This is a genomic window from Oceanidesulfovibrio marinus (assembly GCF_013085545.1).
Lineage (GTDB): Bacteria > Desulfobacterota > Desulfovibrionia > Desulfovibrionales > Desulfovibrionaceae > Oceanidesulfovibrio > Oceanidesulfovibrio marinus.
The window spans coordinates 3,830,056-3,846,675 of sequence record NZ_CP039543.1 but is presented as its reverse complement, the minus strand read 5'-3'; the positions used below and the strand labels follow the sequence as shown (position 1 = coordinate 3,846,675).

15 protein-coding genes are annotated in these 16,620 nt (G+C 62.5%); 4 read left to right on the top strand and 11 right to left on the bottom strand.

What is annotated here, in order from left to right; all coding sequences use genetic code 11:
- Nucleotides 1-34: 34 nt before the first annotated feature.
- The 11 genes from E8L03_RS16965 to flgB form a co-directional block, all read right to left on the bottom strand.
- Nucleotides 35-1,510 carry a helicase HerA-like domain-containing protein gene (locus E8L03_RS16965; RefSeq protein WP_171267992.1) on the bottom strand — a complete coding sequence of 492 codons (1,476 nt, stop codon included), beginning with the start codon at nucleotides 1,508-1,510 and terminating at the stop codon, nucleotides 35-37.
- A 189-nt stretch (nucleotides 1,511-1,699) separates the two neighbouring features.
- Nucleotides 1,700-3,154 carry a cytochrome B6 gene (locus E8L03_RS16960; protein WP_235896761.1) on the bottom strand — a complete coding sequence of 485 codons (1,455 nt, stop codon included), beginning with the start codon at nucleotides 3,152-3,154 and terminating at the stop codon, nucleotides 1,700-1,702.
- Nucleotides 3,155-3,512: 358 nt separating this feature from the next.
- On the bottom strand, nucleotides 3,513-4,181 hold the full coding sequence (gene prxU / locus E8L03_RS21030; RefSeq protein WP_171268521.1) for a thioredoxin-dependent peroxiredoxin: 669 nt from the start codon (nucleotides 4,179-4,181) through the stop codon (nucleotides 3,513-3,515).
- A gap of 351 nt (nucleotides 4,182-4,532) precedes the next feature.
- Nucleotides 4,533-4,991 (bottom strand): EF-hand domain-containing protein, encoded by a 459-nt coding sequence (locus E8L03_RS16950; RefSeq protein ID WP_144307486.1) that lies wholly within the window; start codon nucleotides 4,989-4,991, stop codon nucleotides 4,533-4,535.
- Between the two features lie 231 nt (nucleotides 4,992-5,222).
- Nucleotides 5,223-6,542 (bottom strand): FliI/YscN family ATPase, encoded by a 1,320-nt coding sequence (locus E8L03_RS16945; RefSeq protein ID WP_144307474.1) that lies wholly within the window; start codon nucleotides 6,540-6,542, stop codon nucleotides 5,223-5,225.
- Nucleotides 6,539-7,513: a FliH/SctL family protein gene (locus tag E8L03_RS16940; RefSeq protein WP_171267991.1), complete on the bottom strand. Its 975-nt coding sequence runs from the start codon at nucleotides 7,511-7,513 to the stop codon at nucleotides 6,539-6,541. Before E8L03_RS16940 ends, E8L03_RS16945 begins: the two co-directional genes overlap by 4 nt.
- Nucleotides 7,500-8,459: a flagellar motor switch protein FliG gene (fliG, locus tag E8L03_RS16935; protein WP_235896763.1), complete on the bottom strand. Its 960-nt coding sequence runs from the start codon at nucleotides 8,457-8,459 to the stop codon at nucleotides 7,500-7,502. The genes E8L03_RS16940 and fliG overlap by 14 nt, the downstream gene beginning before the upstream one ends.
- A 34-nt stretch (nucleotides 8,460-8,493) precedes the next feature.
- A complete protein-coding gene (gene fliF / locus E8L03_RS16930) occupies nucleotides 8,494-10,110 on the bottom strand; it encodes a flagellar basal-body MS-ring/collar protein FliF (RefSeq protein ID WP_144307477.1) in 1,617 nt (538 codons plus the stop codon).
- Nucleotides 10,111-10,177: 67 nt separating this feature from the next.
- Nucleotides 10,178-10,507 (bottom strand): flagellar hook-basal body complex protein FliE, encoded by a 330-nt coding sequence (fliE, locus tag E8L03_RS16925; RefSeq protein ID WP_144307478.1) that lies wholly within the window; start codon nucleotides 10,505-10,507, stop codon nucleotides 10,178-10,180.
- Between the two features lie 18 nt (nucleotides 10,508-10,525).
- A complete protein-coding gene (gene flgC, locus E8L03_RS16920) occupies nucleotides 10,526-10,963 on the bottom strand; it encodes a flagellar basal body rod protein FlgC (RefSeq protein ID WP_144307479.1) in 438 nt (145 codons plus the stop codon).
- Complete coding sequence (gene flgB / locus E8L03_RS16915; protein WP_144307480.1) at nucleotides 10,963-11,373, bottom strand: flagellar basal body rod protein FlgB; 411 nt, start codon at nucleotides 11,371-11,373, stop codon at nucleotides 10,963-10,965. The genes flgC and flgB overlap by 1 nt, the downstream gene beginning before the upstream one ends.
- 448 nt (nucleotides 11,374-11,821) lie before the next feature.
- Between flgB and E8L03_RS16910 the strand changes: the two genes are divergently transcribed.
- The 4 genes from E8L03_RS16910 to E8L03_RS16895 all read left to right on the top strand — a co-directional run bounded on the left by E8L03_RS16910 (nucleotide 11,822) and on the right by E8L03_RS16895 (nucleotide 16,508).
- A complete protein-coding gene (locus E8L03_RS16910; RefSeq protein ID WP_144307481.1) occupies nucleotides 11,822-12,388 on the top strand; it encodes a tetratricopeptide repeat protein in 567 nt (188 codons plus the stop codon).
- 451 nt (nucleotides 12,389-12,839) lie between these two features.
- Nucleotides 12,840-13,436, top strand: a complete 597-nt coding sequence (locus E8L03_RS16905; RefSeq protein ID WP_144307482.1) for an IMP cyclohydrolase — start codon at nucleotides 12,840-12,842, stop codon at nucleotides 13,434-13,436.
- A gap of 189 nt (nucleotides 13,437-13,625) precedes the next feature.
- A complete protein-coding gene (gene hflX / locus E8L03_RS16900; protein WP_244963737.1) occupies nucleotides 13,626-15,335 on the top strand; it encodes a GTPase HflX in 1,710 nt (569 codons plus the stop codon).
- Nucleotides 15,336-15,464: 129 nt separating this feature from the next.
- Nucleotides 15,465-16,508: an IS481 family transposase gene (locus tag E8L03_RS16895; protein WP_171266993.1), complete on the top strand. Its 1,044-nt coding sequence runs from the start codon at nucleotides 15,465-15,467 to the stop codon at nucleotides 16,506-16,508.
- Nucleotides 16,509-16,620: the final 112 nt, after the last annotated feature.

The window sequence follows — 16,620 nt, the reverse complement described above, 5'->3', positions numbered from 1 at the left end:
CCGGCTTCGAACATGCCTACAAAAGAATCTTCCCCTACTTCCCCATGAGCGAGCCCAGTATCCCCCGCGCGATCTTGCGGCCGATGCTGTAGCCGATGGAGCGGAGGGTGCTTTTGGCGAACGCCTCCACATAGCTCTGGCGGTTGCTGGGCCGCGGCCGGTTCTGCCGGGCCTCGCGCTCCGCCTTTTCCAAGGCCAGCTGCTCCTCGCGCTTCTGCTCCCGCGCCTCCTGCCGCTTGTTGAGCATTTCGTAGGCCGACTCCCGATCCTCCACCTTCTCGTAGTATCCGTACAAGACTGACTGGCGGATGATCCGGCCGCGCTCCTGCGGGTCCAGCGTGCCCAGCAGGCTCATGGGCGGCGCGATCAGTGCCCGCTCTGCCATTTGCGGCGCGCCGTGCTCGTCCAGCATGGAAACCAGTGCCTCGCCCACCTTGAGCTCGGGAATCACCGTAGCCGGATCGAATGCCGGGTTCTGGCGGAAGGTCTCGGCCACGGCGCGAACCACCCGCTGCTCCCGCGGCGTGAACGCGCGCAAGGCGTGCAGCACGCGGTGGCCAAGCTGCGCCAACACGGAGTCTGGCAGGTCCAGCGGGTTCTGGGTGACAAAGAACACGCCCGCGCCCTTGGAGCGGATCAGCCGGACCACGAGCTCGATCTTTTCCACCAGCGCCTTGGGCGCGTCGGCGAACAGCAGGTGCGCCTCATCAAAGAAGAAGACCAGCCGCGGCTTGTCCGCATCGCCCACCTCGGGCAGGGTTTCGAAAAGCTCGGACAACAGGTAGAGCAGGAAGGCGGCGTAGGCGCGCGGGGCCATGAGCAGCCGCTGCGCATCCAGAATATTAACCACGCCGCGGCCCTCGTTGTCGGTCTGGAGAAAATCGTCCAGGTTCAGGGCCGGCTCACCAAAGATGTGCTCTCCGCCCTGCTCTTCCAGCTCCAGCAACTTGCGTTGGATGGCGCCCACGCTGGCGGCCGAGACATTGCCGTACTCGTTGCGGAACTCCCTGGCGTTCTCGCCCACGAAGGCGATCATGGCGCGCAGGTCCTTGAAGTCCAGGAGGAGCAGGCCCTGGTCGTCGGCGATGCGGAAGGCCAGGCTGAGCACGCCGGCCTGGGTCTCGTTGAGGTTCAGCAGCCGGGACAGGAGCAGCGGCCCCATCTCCGAGACTGTGGTGCGCACTGGGTGGCCCTGCTCGCCAAACACGTCCCAGAACATAACCGGAAAGCCCTGCGGCGCGAAATCCGTGAGCCCCAGGAGCTCAACGCGCTTCTGAATGCCGCCCTGCACCACGCCGGGTTGGCAGATGGAGGCGAGGTCGCCCTTCACGTCAGCCATGAACACGGGAACGCCACTGGCGCTGAGCTGCTCGGCGATCACGCGCAGGGTCACGGTCTTGCCCGTGCCCGTGGCGCCGGCGATGAGCCCGTGCCGGTTCATCATCTCCAGCCGCATGACGATCTCTTCGGCCTCGCTCTTGCCGATCCGCACCGTGGAATCGCCAGCCATGTCGCCCTCCTCGCCTGCAATGTCCGACGCGCGGACGCAGTTGCGTTATGGTTTGCCCAGCTTTTGCAAAAAATCACAGGCTGCGGGGAGAGTCCAGCACAAAAGAGGCCGGACCGGAATGTTTCCGGCCCGGCTTCATAATCCCCCACCTCACGCTGACGCGAAGCGCGTCAATGTTTTTCGGTCATGCTAGAGTGCTAGCATGAACGCCGTGAGGTCCGCCTTCTGCTGCTCGTTCATCTTCACGCCCGTCACCAGGCAGAAGAACTCCACCGTGTCCTCCAGCGTCAACAACCTGCCGTCGTGCAGGTACGGCGGCGAATCCTTGATGCCGCGCAGGGTGAATGACTTGATGGGGCCTTCGGCGATGATGTACTCGCCGTTGATCATCTGGAACTTATAGAACCGCTCCACCTGCAGGTTGTGCATATTGTTGTCCAGGTAGAACGGTGCCGGGTGGCACTCGCCGCACTTGGCGTCGCCAAAGAACAACTCCTGCCCGCGGAGCTCGCTTTCTGAGGCCTTCTCCGGAATGAGCTTGCCGAAGACGTCCAGCTTGGGCGCGGGCGGGAAGTCGAACATGTTCTGCATCTGCGCCATCAGCACCACTTGGCTGCCGCGGTCGGGCAGGTTCACGCCCTTCTTGGCGGCGATGACGTGGTCGCCGTCAAAGTAGGCGGAGCGCTGCTCGAACTCGGTGAAGTCCTCGATGGAGCGCAGGGAGCGCTTGGAGCCATGGATCTGTTGGTTGTAGACGCCGCGCAGGCTCACGGTGTCCAGACGCAGACGCGTTACCTGCGGCCGGGTGTCCGGGTTCAGGTGGAAGGCGCCGTTGGTGTGGCCGTTGGCGTGGCAATCCAGGCAGGAAACGCCCATGCTGGGCTTCTCCACCTTGCGGTCCTCGGTTTCGTTGAACTGCTGCTGCGGGAACGGCGTGAGCAGGAGCCGCAGACCTTCCATCTGCACGGGGGTCAGGATGCCCTTCATCATCTCATAGTAGTTGTCGAGGGAAAGGAGCTTGCCCTGGGAGACGTCGCCGAGATCGGGCCGCGTCTGCAGATAGATGGGCGGCGGGAACTCGGGAATGAAGCGGTCCGGCAGATCGAAGTCCACGTCGAAACGCTCCAGGGAGCGATTCTCCAGCTTCTGGATTTCTTCGATCTGCGTGGCCGGAAAGACCTGGCCGCCAGTGGCATGCTTCACATGCGGCAGGGGCAGGAATCCCTTGGGGAAGAGCCCCTTCTCCTTGATCTCCTCCGGCGACATGTTGGCGAGCTTGTCCCAGGTCATGCCCTCGGGCAGCTTGACGCGCACGCCCTTTTGCACGGCCTTGCGCCCGGCGGACATCATCACGTCCGAAGGGTTGTCCGAGAGGTCGTAGCGCTCCTCCAGCAGGGCCTGCTGCCGCTTCATCACCTCCGGCTTTTCGGCCACGTCCTTATCCATGATGGACTTGAAGCTTTCGTGAATGACCACGGGCATGTACGTCTCCAGGATGGGATCCACATCGTCAGGGATGCCCATCTGCTTGTGGCTCACATCGGACATCATCTTCTTGTCCTGGGCATGGGCCGCAAGCACCGTCAAAGCCGTCAGCGCGAAGATGCAACCGACGATGGTTAAGATTCGTGTACACCTGTGCATACCTTTTTCCTCCTTCTTATTGCGTTCCGCCGCTGGACCACTGGTGCGCGGCCCTTATGGCTGTAGTTGCGAAGAAGCCAGAGATGCAGGACAGCACATTCTGGCGGTGTTACGAATCAAGGCTCATGTCATTCATCAGGACTACGGAAAATCATTATCCACACAATATACCGCTCAATTGTGCGGGGATAGAGGATGCTCCGAGTATGTCAGCACCCCGAAAAACACCCGGAGCCCGACAGAGGCCAGCAATACCGCTGTCCCCGCGGGACAAAGGCCGGACAGGGATGGCCCCGATCCGGCCTTGGTACACCTCGCGCCTGGTTGCCCGGGAGGCGAGGATAATTGTGTCGTCGTGCTACTGCTTGCGCTCCATTGCCTTTTCCGGATTCCAGACCTCGTACACCTTGCCCACGAGTTCCGGACCGGGAGTGAGGACCGTGTCACCAGGTTCCCACGCCGACGGCGTGGCCACGCCTTTTTCGCGCACAAGCTGGAAGGCGTGCAGTTGACGGATGAGTTCATTGGGGTTGCGGCCCACGCTGGGCGTAAGTACTTCCATGGCTTGGATCACGCCGTCCGGGTCGATGATGAACCGACCGCGGATATCCACGCCCGAGGCATCGTCATACACACCGTAGACTCTGCCTATCTTGCCGCCGGCGTCGGAAAGCATGGGGTACGGCACCCCGCCCTTGACCATCTTCGAAAGCTCGTCCTGCTGCCACATCTTGTGTGTGAACCGGCTGTCCGTGGATACGGAGAGGACCTCCGCGTTCATCTTCTGCAGCTCGGGGTATTTCACGGCGACCGCCGTGAGCTCCGTGGGTCATACAAAGGTGTAGTCGCCCGGGTAGAAGCAGAGAACGACCCAGCTTCCCTTGTAGTCCGAGAGCTTGACCCGCTTGAATCCGCCATCCTGGTAGGCCAGGGCCTCGAAGTCCGGGGCCTCGTGCCCGACACGCGCCATGACCGGCGCCTGCGGAGCCGTGGCCGGGTTCGAAACGGCCTGCGCCTGTGCCTGCATCGCTGCGCCGGTCGGTCCCTTGGCCGGCTCCAGACAGGAGCTCCCTGCTTCCTCGGCAGCGGGCGCCTGCCCCACCGCACACACCGAAAACGCAGCCACGGCGAGGCACAAGAGCGTCGCTCGCAGCCACTTCCAACATGTTGTTTTCATGATGACCTCCTCGAAGATCGCCAGGGTAATGAAGTGAACTCATCCTCGCTATATGTTGTCAGAAATCGCCCAATACATGTCAAGATTGTATCCATAAGATACCTGATCTATTAAAGAATGATTCTCATTTGCATTGTGAACAACAAAAAAAGGCGCCCCCAGCAATTGGGAGCGCCTTGAAGCAGCATCTATGAAATAGGTCTAGCGGTTCTGCCACTCGTCGTGGCCAATCATGCCGTCCCCGTTCTGGTCCATGTGCATGAACTGCTCATGGGTCATGTCGGAAAAGCCACGGTGGAACTCGCCCATGTCCATCATGCCGTCGCCATTCATGTCGGCCGCGCCGAACGCCTGGTCGCCCATGTGGTTCTGGCCGGAACCCATCTGATTTTGGGTGGTGCCCATGTGATCCTGATAATGGTTCTGGCTGCCGCCGGACATCATATGCTGGGCCAGGCCGTCGCTGCCCATGTGGCTGCCGCGGCTGCCGCCGCCGTACCCGTTGCCGCCTGAGCTGTGGCTGCCGCTATGGCCGCCGCCGTGGCCACCACCGTGGCCGCCTCCGCCCATGCCGCCGCCTCCGCCCATCATGGCGTAAGCCGGCAGGGTGATCGCGAACAGGGCGAGGACAACGAGTGCTGTGGTGATATGTCTGGTCATGAAACTCCTCCTTCTTGTGTTTCATCCTGATTTGGTCTGGTATAAAGCACGACGCGTGCCAACGCAACCTGTGCAAGAAAACATGCTTATATGTCAGACAGATGCACCATAACGAAGTGAGAACGGTCGTGGGCGCTACACACGCTGCATGTATAAAAACCATACAACATGTGCAGCATGTATACAGGTGGGAAAAAAGGGGAGGCGTAGCCGGAGCTCCCGGCGTGTGGATCAGGAGGCCGCGAAGGCCGTAAGCTTCGTGAAGCTGTCGGAGAGGACGGACTGCTCGCCCACGGGCTGGCGCAGGTACTCGTTGAGCGGGCCCACCATCTGCAGCGCTTTGTCGATCTCGGGGTTGGAGCCCTGGGAGTACGCGCCGATGTTGACCATGTCCTCCACCCGCTTGAAGGTGGCGAGATGGCGCAACGCGTCGCGGCCGGCGTCCTTCACGTCGTCCGGCGTCACGTCGGAACGCAGACGGCTGATGGAGCGGAGCACGTCGATGGCCGGGAAGTGGCCCTTGTCGGCCAGGTCCCGCGTGAGCACGATGTGCCCGTCCAGGATGGAGCGCGTGGAGTCTGCAATGGGCTCGTTGAAGTCGTCGCCGTCCACCAGAACCGTGTAGATGCCGGTGATGGTGCCCTTCTCGCTGCGGCCGGCGCGCTCCAGAAGCTTGGGCAGATGCGCGAAGACCGAAGGCGTGTACCCGCGGGAGGTCGGCGGCTCGCCCACGGCCAGACCCACCTCGCGGGCGGCCATGGCGAAACGGGTCACCGAGTCCATCATCAGCAGCACGTCCTTGCCCTGGTCACGGAAGTACTCGGCCACGCTGGTGGCGGCGTAGGCCGCGCGCATGCGCACCAGGGGTGACTGGTCCGACGTGGCGACCACGAGCACGGAGCGGGCCATGCCCTCGGGCCCCAGGTCCTTTTCGATGAACTCCACCACCTCGCGGCCGCGCTCGCCCACCAGGGCGATGACGTTGACGTCGGCCTTGGTGTAGCGGGCCATCATGCCCATGAGCGTGGACTTGCCCACGCCGCTGCCGGCCATGATGCCCACGCGCTGGCCCTTGCCCAGAGTGAGCAGGCCGTTGATGGCGCGCACGCCCACGTCCAACGGGTCGGAAATGCGGGGCCGGGAGAGCGGGTTGGGCGGATCGGCGAACAGGGGGTAGCGGTCGTCGCCGGCAATGGGCCCGGAGTTGCCGTCCAGCGGCCTGCCAAAGGCGTCCACGGCGCGGCCCAGAAAGGCGTCACCCACGGGCATGAGGGGCGCGGCGCCGTCGCTGCGGATGAGCGAACCGGGCTGGATGCCGCGCATGTCGCCGTATGGCATGAAGAGCACGGCGTCGTTCTTGAATCCCACTATCTCGGCCGCGATCTCGGCATTGCAGGCGCCCTCGCCGTCCGGGATGAGCGCGCAGACCGTGCCCAGGGGGGCGCGTATGCCGCATCCTTCTGCGATCATGCCCACTACCTTGCAGACCTTGCCGTAGGTGCGGCAGGGCGAAGCGGTATCGAGCATCCGGGCGGCGGCTGCCGGGTTCATGCCTGAGCCCCGCCGTCCTGCTCCGGAGCGGGCTGCCCGGCGTCTTCGTTCATGTCGGCAGAAACATTTGCGGAAGTGTTTGCGGACACTTCGGGGGAAGCTTCTACGAGATCATCTGCGGAAGCGGCTGTGGAAGCCTCTGTGGGGTCATCTGCGGACGCTTCGGGGGAAATTTCTTCAGTGGCGGCTTCGGCAAGCTGCGCCGCGCGGGCCTCGGCCTCCTCGCGGGTCTGCTTCTCAGCCGGGGTCTCGGGCAGCTCCAGGGAGTCAAGCACCTCCTGCACCACCTGCCGGCGGCTTTCCAGGGAGTTGTCCACCAGCCCCAGGGAGCTTTCCACCTTGAGCCCGCCGGGCGTCATGGAACCGTCGCCCTCGATGCGCCAGTTGCGCAGTGAATGGTAGCGGTCGCCGAAGGCTTCGAGGATGGAGCGCAGGATTTCCGCGTCGTCCGGGTGCACGCGCAGCACAAGGCCCTGGGCCGCTTCCAGCCTGGCGGCCGCCTCGTCCAGCAGCGCCTCGATCACCTCGCGGCGGCTTGCGTCCAGGGTGATGCCGATAATTTTTTCCACGGCAAGTTGCACGAGCAGCAGAAGGTCCTCGCGATAGGCGCGCCACACGGCAATGGAGCCGTCGCTCACCGCGGCCAGGGAGCTGGCCAGGGACTCGGCCATCTCCTGGTGGGCCTGCACCAGCTCTTCCTGAGCCTGGCGCACGCCCTCGTCGTAGCCCTCGTCGGAGGCCTGCTGACGGATCTGATGCGCTTCCTCGCGGGCGGCCAGCAACACCTCGCGGGCCTTGTCCGCCGCGCGCGCCTTGACGCGGGCCATATACTCGGCCTCGGCCGCCTCGTCCCAGATGGAGTGGTTGTGGTGCGTATCGCCCACCGGAGCACCGGCCAGGTTCCGCACCACGCCGCCCATGATGACCTTGCCGGTCCGGGCGGTCTGGCTTCCTGCATCAGACGAAGACATCGCCGGAACCCCTTGAGATCTGGATGCGGTTCTCCACCTCCAGACGGCGGACGGTCTTGACTATGGACTGCTGCGCGCCTTCCACATCGGAGAGCCGCACCGGCCCCATAATCTCCAGATCCTCGCGGATCATGGTCGCGGCGCGTTCCGACAGGTTGGAGAAGAACTTCTCCTGCAGATCTTCGGACGCGCCCTTGAGCGCCATGGTGAGGTCCTCGTTGGAGATTTCCTTGAGCAGCTCGCGGATGTGGCGGTCGTCCAGCCCCTTGATGTCGTCGAACACGAACATGAGGTTCCGGATTTCCTCGGCCATCTGCGCAGACTCCTCCTCGATCTCGGAGAGAACTTCCTCTTCGGTGGCGCGGTCCACGGCGTTGAGGATCTCGGCCACGGCCTGCACGCCGCCCACTTTCTTGCCTTCTTTTCCGCCCATGGCGATAAGCTGGGATTGAAGCACCTTGTCCACTTCCATAAGTGTGTCCTCGGGCACGGCTTCCAGCCTGGCCAGGCGCATCAGAATCTCCGGCCGCACGCCGGAGGGCAGGTTCTGCAGCAGCTCGGCCGCCTGGTCCGGATGGAGATGGCCCAGGATGAGCGCCAGGGTCTGGGGGTGCTCGTTTCTGAGAATCTGCGACAGGATGCGCGGGCTGACGTTGCCGAGCTCGCGGAACGGCGCCGGCCCGTGGTCCAGGTTGAGCGCATCCATAATATACTTGGCTGTCTCGGGGTCCAGGTTCTTGGTCAGCAGCCGCTTGACCGCGTCGCCGCCGCCCTGGATCATGTCCTGACCGGTGACAAGGGCCTTGTGGTAGTCGCGCACCACCTCTTCCACCGTTTCCTGCGGCACGGTGTCGAGATCGACCATGGCGCGGGAGACCGCGGTGATCTCGGTGCGATCCATGCGCTTGAACATCTCGGAGGTGAACTTGTCACCCATGGCCAGCATGAGAATGGCCGTCTTCTGGTGTCCGCTGAGCTTATCAGGCACGAGCTGCCGCCTCCGGGGCTTTCATCCAGGTTCTGAGTATGGCCACGGCCTGGTCGAGGTTCTGCTCGCTCATCTGCAGGGCATGGGCCTTGATGTCCTCGATCTTGCGCAGGGCGTCGATGGCTTCCGCCTCTTCTGCGTCGCCTTCCATGAGCGCCAGGCGTTCCTCGCCCTCGGGCAGGCCTTCCAGCCCTTCCACCATCTCCGTTTCCACGCGGGGCCGGATAAGGGCCATGATGACTGGCCGCGCGACCACGATGAGGAAGACGATGATGGTGAGGAAGATGAGTATGGGCCGCAGGGAGCTGCGCAAGGAGTCGAGCAGCTTGTCCAGCAGGCTGCGGTCCAGCGACGTGTCCGGTCCGCCAAAGGAGATGGAGGACACCTCGATGGTGTCGCCGCGGGACGACTCGTAGCCCACAGCGCTGCGCACCAGCTGGGTCAGGCGCTCAATCTCTTCCTGCTTGCGCGGCACGAACACATACTCTTCCGTCTCCGCATTCTTCTCATACGTCCCGTCCACGATAACGGCCACGGACAGGCGTTGCAACTCGCCCAGCGGCTCGATGATCTGATGCTCTTCCTTGTTGATCTCGAAGTTGGTGGTACGCGTCTCGCGAGAGGACTGCTGGGTGGAGAGCGCGCCCTGCATGCCGTCGCCGCGGAAGTTGGCGTCCGGCACGCCGGAGTTGGTGTTGGCCTGGCCCTGGGTGGCCTCTTCGCTGCGCTGCTCGCTGCGGACCACGGCGCTGTCCGGGTCGTACAGCTCTTTGTGGATAGTCTCCTGGCTGAAGTCGAGGTCGGCGTTGACCTTGGCGATTACCTTGCCCGCGCCGATGACCGGGTAGAGCATCTCCTCGATGCGGCGCTCGATGCCCGTCTCGATCTGCTTCTTGTACTCCAGCTGGGAGGTGGTCAGCCCTTCCAGGGTGCCCTCTTCCTCAGGTGCGTACAGCACCTTGCCGCGGGTGTCGGCCACGGTGATGCGGTCCTTGGAGAGATTCTCCACACTCATGGCCACAAGGTTGACGATGGCCATGAGCTGCTTGTTGTCCAGGTCCCTGCCCTTGGCCAGGGAAAGCACGATGGACGCGGAGGTGTCGGCCTGCTCCTCGATAAACAAGCTCTTGCGGGGAATGACCAGATGGACTCTGGCCTTCTCCACCTCGGGAAACTCGGTGATGGTCCGCGAGAGTTCGCCCTGCAGAGCACGCTGGTAGTTGATCTTCTGCACGAAGTCTGTCTGGCCCACCTTGAGCTGGTCGAAGATCTCGAACCCGACGCCCTGGCCCACCAGGCCGCCTTCGCCGGCGATCTTGAGCCGCAGATCATACACGCGGGGCTCGGGAACCTGGATGGTGGAGCCGTTGTCCGAGAGCTTGTAGTCCACCTTTTCCTTCTTCAGGATCTCCACCACGCGGGAGGCGTCCTCCGCACCGAGGTTGGAGTACAGGACCTTGTAGGTCGGGGTGTTCAGCCACATGAGCATGAGCACGAACGCAACGACGACGGCCGCGCTGAGGCCGACGATGAAGGTGCGCTGCGCCACATTGGTGCTGCCCCAGAAAAGCTTTGCCCTATCGAGCCCTGATTGCAGAAGGTTTGCCATGACTTCGCTCCGGTCAACTGCTTGACGTGTGAATTCGTAGTATCAGCGTTAGATGCGTCGTTTCTGTTTAGAACTGCATGCGCATGACTTCCCTGTACGCCTCCATAACCTTGCCGCGGACGGCCGAGGTCATGGACATGGCGATGGAAGCCTTTTGCAGTGAAATCATCAGCTCGTGCACGTTCTGGTTCTCGCCGGAGGCAAAGGACTCGATCAAGCCCGCCTTCTGCTCTTCCAGGCCGTTCACCTTGGCCAGGGAGTCCTTGATGGTGTTGGCGAAAGTGTTGTGGCTGCCGCCGGGCTCGTCCGACTTTTCAAACGACTTCTGACCGACAATCTTATTTGCATCCTGCAGCGCGCTCTTGTAGGCGTTCATGGCAATGTTGTTGATAGCCATTTCGAAATCTCCCTAAGTTTAGGTGCCCAACATCAGGGCTTTGTTGAACATGTTTTTGACTGTCTCGATGGAAGTGACGCTCGCCTCGTAGCTGCGCGAGCTGGTCATCATGTTGGTCATTTCCTCCACCACGTTGATGTCCGGGAAGAGCACGTAGCCCTCCTCATTGGCATCAGGATGGCTGGGGTCGTACACTTCCTTGAAGGGCCGCTCGTCCGTGGTGATGTCCATGACACGTACGCCTTTGAGCTCGCGGTCCAGCGCGGACTTCATGTGCACGCTGAATGGCGAGTCCACAGGCGAGGTGGCCAGGGTCACGGCCTTGCGACGGTACGGGCCGCCTTCCGGCGTGCGCGTGGTTTTCGCGTTGGCCAGGTTCATGGCGGTGACATTGAGCTGCTTGCGCTCTGCGGAGAGCGCGGACGAACCGATGTCGAATGCAGTCATGAAGTCCATTACTTCTGACCCTCCTGAATCACTTTGCTGAGCTCCGAGGCCTCTTTCTTCACCACCGTGGCCAAGGCGTTGTACATCATACTGTTCTTGCTCATGATGCCGACCTCCTTGTCGAGGTCGACCTCGTCCTGGCCGTGCTCATGGTGGGGTTGAAAGGCGCGTTCGAACTCGGGGCCGAAGCCGTTGGCGTTGAACACGGCCGGAAGGTGATCGCCCTGCGTGCGGGACATCTTGCCCCGAGCGTCCCGGCCCAACGCGGCCTGCAGCTCCTTCTCGAACTCCAGCCGTAGCGGCCGGTAGCCGGGCGTCCGAATGTTCGCCAGATTGCTCATGACGACATTTTGACGTTCCAGCCGCATGTCCATGACCTTGCCGGTCAATTGTACGAATGATGGGAAGAGGCTTTTCATGACATATTTCCTTGGGCTGCGCCCTGTTTTCTCTGGAACCGTGCGCCCGGCGCCGGGCCGGATGCGTCACGGGTTCGCGATCCAGGAAGCAAATCCCGTTCCACACTCTCAATTACTTGATTTTACAGTATTTATTTGTAGTACCTCCTAGTGCATGGCGCATAAACTCAAGATTTCGGCACCCCTACCGATACAATCCGTCTCATGAAGATACATTCGCCCAGCTGGCGTTTTGGCATGCTGCCTGCATATCATGCGCAAGGCGTCCGATCCCCGGAATTCCCTGCCGTCCGCACCAGGCAGTGAAACAGGGCTCGGGACCAGCTGACATTGGCACGGCGATTGCTTTGCCACTGACCATCAGATGCGACACGATTCGCGATGGATCGCGAACTCGATCCGAATCCGGCAGAAGGCCGGCAACGGACATTCCCAATGGAGGGGAATCATGAGCGAGAACCTGGATTACGAAATCAACCAAGAATTGGGCGAATGCTACCTCTTCATGGGCGACCTGGAAAAAGCCCAGGAGTACTACGAGAAAGCCGCCACCTCCAACGGCGTCCACGCCGCTCCCTATATGGGTCTGGCCACCATCGCCGTGCAGCGTGGCAGCCTGGACGAGGCCCTGGGCCTGTACCAGCGCGCCGCCTCCGTGGAGCAGAGCGACAAGGCTCTGGCCGGCATCGGCCTGGTGCGCATGGAACAGGGAAGCAACGATGAGGCGTACGAGAAGTTCGCCGAATCCCTTGCCATCAATCCCGAGAATCACGTGGCGCTGTTTGGCATTGTCCAGACCGGCTACACGATGGATCGCCTCGAATCGGTCATCCCGTACCTTGAGAAGTGCCTGGCCGTGGACCCCATGAAGAGCGACGTGCGCTACACCCTGGCGGGTTGCCTCGTCAGCCTGGGCCAGACCACGGACGCAGGCCGCCATCTCGAGATCCTCATAGAACACGAGCCCGGCCACACGGCTGCGCGCGAGCTTTATGAGCAAGTGACGGCCCTCTAGGACGCTGCCGAAAAAGTTTTGCACGCCAGGTTGTTCAACAACAACGCAGGCAAGGCGCAAGAAACGTGTAGGGCTGACGCGTATGCAAGATACGCGATGGCTTGAACTTTTCACGGCACCCTAGCCAGCGGGAACAACCTGTTTAGGACCGCACCCGCCCACGCGATCCCCCTCCACGGTTCTCCGGCTCCCTCACTGGCGCGAGGGGGCCGGAGACCTGTTCTTCGAGCACCGGGACCCGCCCTGCCCTTGCAACCTGCAAGGGTTCGTGGCAGTCCTGTGGTGCGTTTCGTCGTTTATTCACGTATTACCTGGAGCACCAGGTTGTTAGCTTCGTGCTCCCGCGGCATTTGCCGCGAGGCCGGCCCGAGGCGCGGCCGCTCTTACAACTGAAAAGCGAAAATACAAATATTTTCTGCTCTCAGTAATATCCTGCAAATCGGAGAACATCATGGATCGTCTCGTCATCAAGCGCGCCATTCTCAGCGTCACCGACAAGTCCGGGCTGCCCGAGTTCGCGCGCGCCCTGGCCGCCAACGGCGTGGAGCTCGTCTCCACCGGCGGCACCGCAAAGCTTCTTTCCGGCGAGGGCCTTGGCGTGACCGAGGTCAGCCAGGTCACCGGCTTTCCGGAGATCATGGGCGGCCGCGTCAAAACTCTGCACCCCGCCATCCACGCCGGCGTGCTTGCGGACAAGGACAACCCCGAGCACATGGCCACCCTGACCGAGCTGTGCATCAAGCCCTTCGACCTCGTCTGCGTGAACCTCTACAACTTCGCCGAGGCCGCCAAGAAAGAACTGCCGCTCAAGGACGCCGTGGAGCAGATCGACATCGGCGGGCCCACCCTGCTGCGCGCCGCGGCCAAGAACTTCCATTCCATGCTCGTCGTGCCCGGCCCGGACCACTATGCCGCCATTCTTGACGAAATTCAGACAGACGGTGCCGTTTCCTTGACGCTGCGCAAAAAGCTGGCGGCCGAGACCTTTGCCGCCGTGTCCGCCTACGACGCGATGATCGCCGCATATCTCAAGGACCACGACGCGTAAGTCCATGGAGTAACGGATTATTCCGGCAGGCTGTTCAGAAGCCGCGCAGGCTCGGTGCATGACATGTTCAAGCTTCATGCGTATATATGGAATACGTGAAGGCTTGAGCATGCAACGCAATGCAGCTGGCAAAGACGCCTCAACGGCCTGCATCGTCTCATATCACCATCCTTTCAGGAGGGTTGGAGCATAGCATCCAAGGTTCAGGGCAACACCCAGGGGCTCAAGCCCAGTCAACTCAAGGCCCTGTCGCGTCTCTACCACCGCCGCTACCCCAATGACGGCGGGTATACGCTCGACCAGGCGCGGGAGCTCGCCGCGCTCTCGGCCTCCACAGGCCGGCAGCTCGGCCTGCTCATCGATCGCCAGGGACGGCCCCGCCACGTGCTCGTTGGCGGACCGGACTCCATCCTCATCCCGGAGCTTGCCCGTAGCCGTCTGGGCGCCGGCCGTCTGCGCGGCCTGCGTTTTCTGCACACCCATGTCCACGGCGAACCGCTGACCCGCGAGGACCTCATGGACCTCGTGTTTCTGCGTCTCGACTCCCTGGCCTGCCTGCGCATCGGCGCGCACGGCATGCCGGAACAACTGCAGGTGGCGCACCTTCTGCCCGGCCTGCCGGAGCTGCCCGAGAGCGGCACGCCGTCGGTTTCCGAGGCAGGCGCTCCGCCTGGCGAGGATGAGCCTTACCGCGTGCTCGATTTTTCGTGGGACCGGGTGGACGTGGACTTTTCCTCCCTCACCGAGGCCCTGGAGGACGAGTGGTCCCGCAGCGAGGAGGCCGAGACCCGCGCCACGGCTAAAGAGGAAAGCCGAGCCCTGCTGGTGCACGTCTCCAACCTGCCCAAGTCGGCGCAGGAGGCGTCTCTGCGGGAGCTCACCGCTCTGGCCGAGACAGCCGGGGTGCAGGTGGCCGGCATGGTCTCCCAGCGCATGGCCAAGCCCAACCCCAAGACCGTGCTCGGCAAGGGCAAGCTCGCCGACCTGGAGGTCGCGGCGCTCAACGCCCGGGCCGGCCTCGTGCTCTTCGACCGCGAGCTCACCGCGGCGCAGATGCGCAACCTCGCCGACATCACCGAGCGCAAGGTCCTGGACCGCACCCAGCTCATCCTCGACATTTTTGCCCAGCACGCCACATCCCGCGCCGGCAAGCTCCAGGTGGAAAAGGCGCAGATGGAGTACACCCTGCCTCGGCTGGTGGGCCGCAACAAGGCGCTCTCCCGCCTCACCGGCGGCATTGGCGGCCGGGGACCGGGCGAAACAAAGCTGGAGCTGGATCGACGCAAGATCCGCGACCGCATGACGCGCATCAAGGACGAGTTGAAGAAGCTGCGCAAGCAGCGCGGGGCAATCCGCGCCCGTCGCGCCAAGGCCGGCGTGCCCGTGGTGGCCTTGGTGGGCTACACCAATGCGGGCAAGTCCACCCTGCTCAACGCGTTGACCCAGTCAGAGGTCATTGCCGAGAACAAGCTCTTCGCCACCCTGGACCCAACCACCCGTCGGCTGCGCGTGCCGGAAGAGCGCGAGCTCATCCTGACCGACACCGTGGGCTTTATCCGCGAGCTGCCCGAGGAGCTGAAAGAGGCGTTCCAGGCCACCCTGGAGGAGCTGGAGTCGGCCGACCTGCTGGTGCACGTGACCGACGCCGGCCACCCCGAGCTGGAGGAGCAGGTGGAGGCTGTGGAGGACATTCTGCAGGACATGGACCTGCACGAAATCCCGCGCCTCACCGTGCTCAACAAGTGGGATACGGTGGATGACGAGACCAAGGACATGCGACGCAACCGCTTTCCCGAGGCCATCCCGGTCTCGGCCAAGAACGGCTCAGGACTGGATTACCTTTCCGCCGAGATCGCCTCGCGGGTGGATTGGCAGGACCTGTTAAAGCTTACAACGTAACAAGTCCTTCTCTTGAACTGAGATGGATATAACCTGACACCTGGGCCACCAAAAGGTTGTGGTCATGCCGTCCCTGGCTGGGTATCGATGGAGTTGCGAAGCTTCACGAACCCTTTCGAGGAGAACGCCATGACCACGAAACGCAAAGTAGCACGAAGGAAGATGAGTCTGCTAGAGCTGGCCACTGAATTGGGCAACGTCAGCAAAGCGTGCAAAATCATGGGCTATTCCAGGCAGCAGTTCTACGAGATCCGGCGCAACTACCAGACCTTCGGCGCCGAAGGTCTATTGGACCGCCTGCCCGGGCCGCGAGGCCCGCACCCCAACCGCGTCGACGAGGCTGTCGAGCAGGCCATCCTCGACTACTGCTTGGCTCACCCCACGCACGGGCCGCTCCGCGTCGCCCAACAGCTTGTCCTGCAAGGCGTCCAGGTCAGCTCCGGCGGTGTCCGCGGCGTCTGGAGCCGGCACGGCTTGCTCACACGCCACGAGCGGTTGCTGCGGCTGGAGAAGAGCGTGCGAGAGCAGCGTTTGGAGCTCTCGGACGAACAAATCCGCGTCCTGGAGCGCTTCAGTCCCGAGTTTCGCGACCGGCACATCGAGACGCGTCACACCGGCGACCTCGTGGCCGTGGACACCTTCTTCGTGGGCACGCTCAAGGGCGTTGGACGCGTGTATTTGCAGTCGGTTATCGACTGCCACAGCCGCTATGCCTGGGGCCGACTCTACACCACCAAGTTGCCGGTTACCGCGGTTCACGTGCTCAATGAGGACGTGCTGCCGTTCTTCGAGGAGCACATCGCGCGCATTTCGACGATTCTCTCGGACAACGGTCGCGAGTTCTGCGGTCGCCCGGACAAGCATCCGTACGAATTGTTCTTGCAATTAGAAGGGATTGAGCACCGGACAACGCAGGTTCGCCGGCCGCAGAGCAACGGCTTTGTGGAGCGGTTGCATCGGACATTGCTCGACGAGCATTTCCGCATCAAGGGCCGCGAGAAGTGGTACGAATCGGTGGAGGAAATGCAAGAGGATCTGGACAGTTACCTGAACCACTACAACCGGGAACGCACCCATCAGGGCCGCGGCATGGACGGCCGAGTGCCCTACCAAGCGTTCCTGGACGGCATCGTAATCGACGAAGCAGAGGTAGAAAAAGAAGAAGCAGCGTAGCCATCACCCCGCCAGGGGCGGAGTGTCAGGTGAATACTATCTCTGTACACTTCTCTAACAATTCTTTTTGGTAATATTTGACAGCGGCAATATCGTCTGGCTCGACCACAGC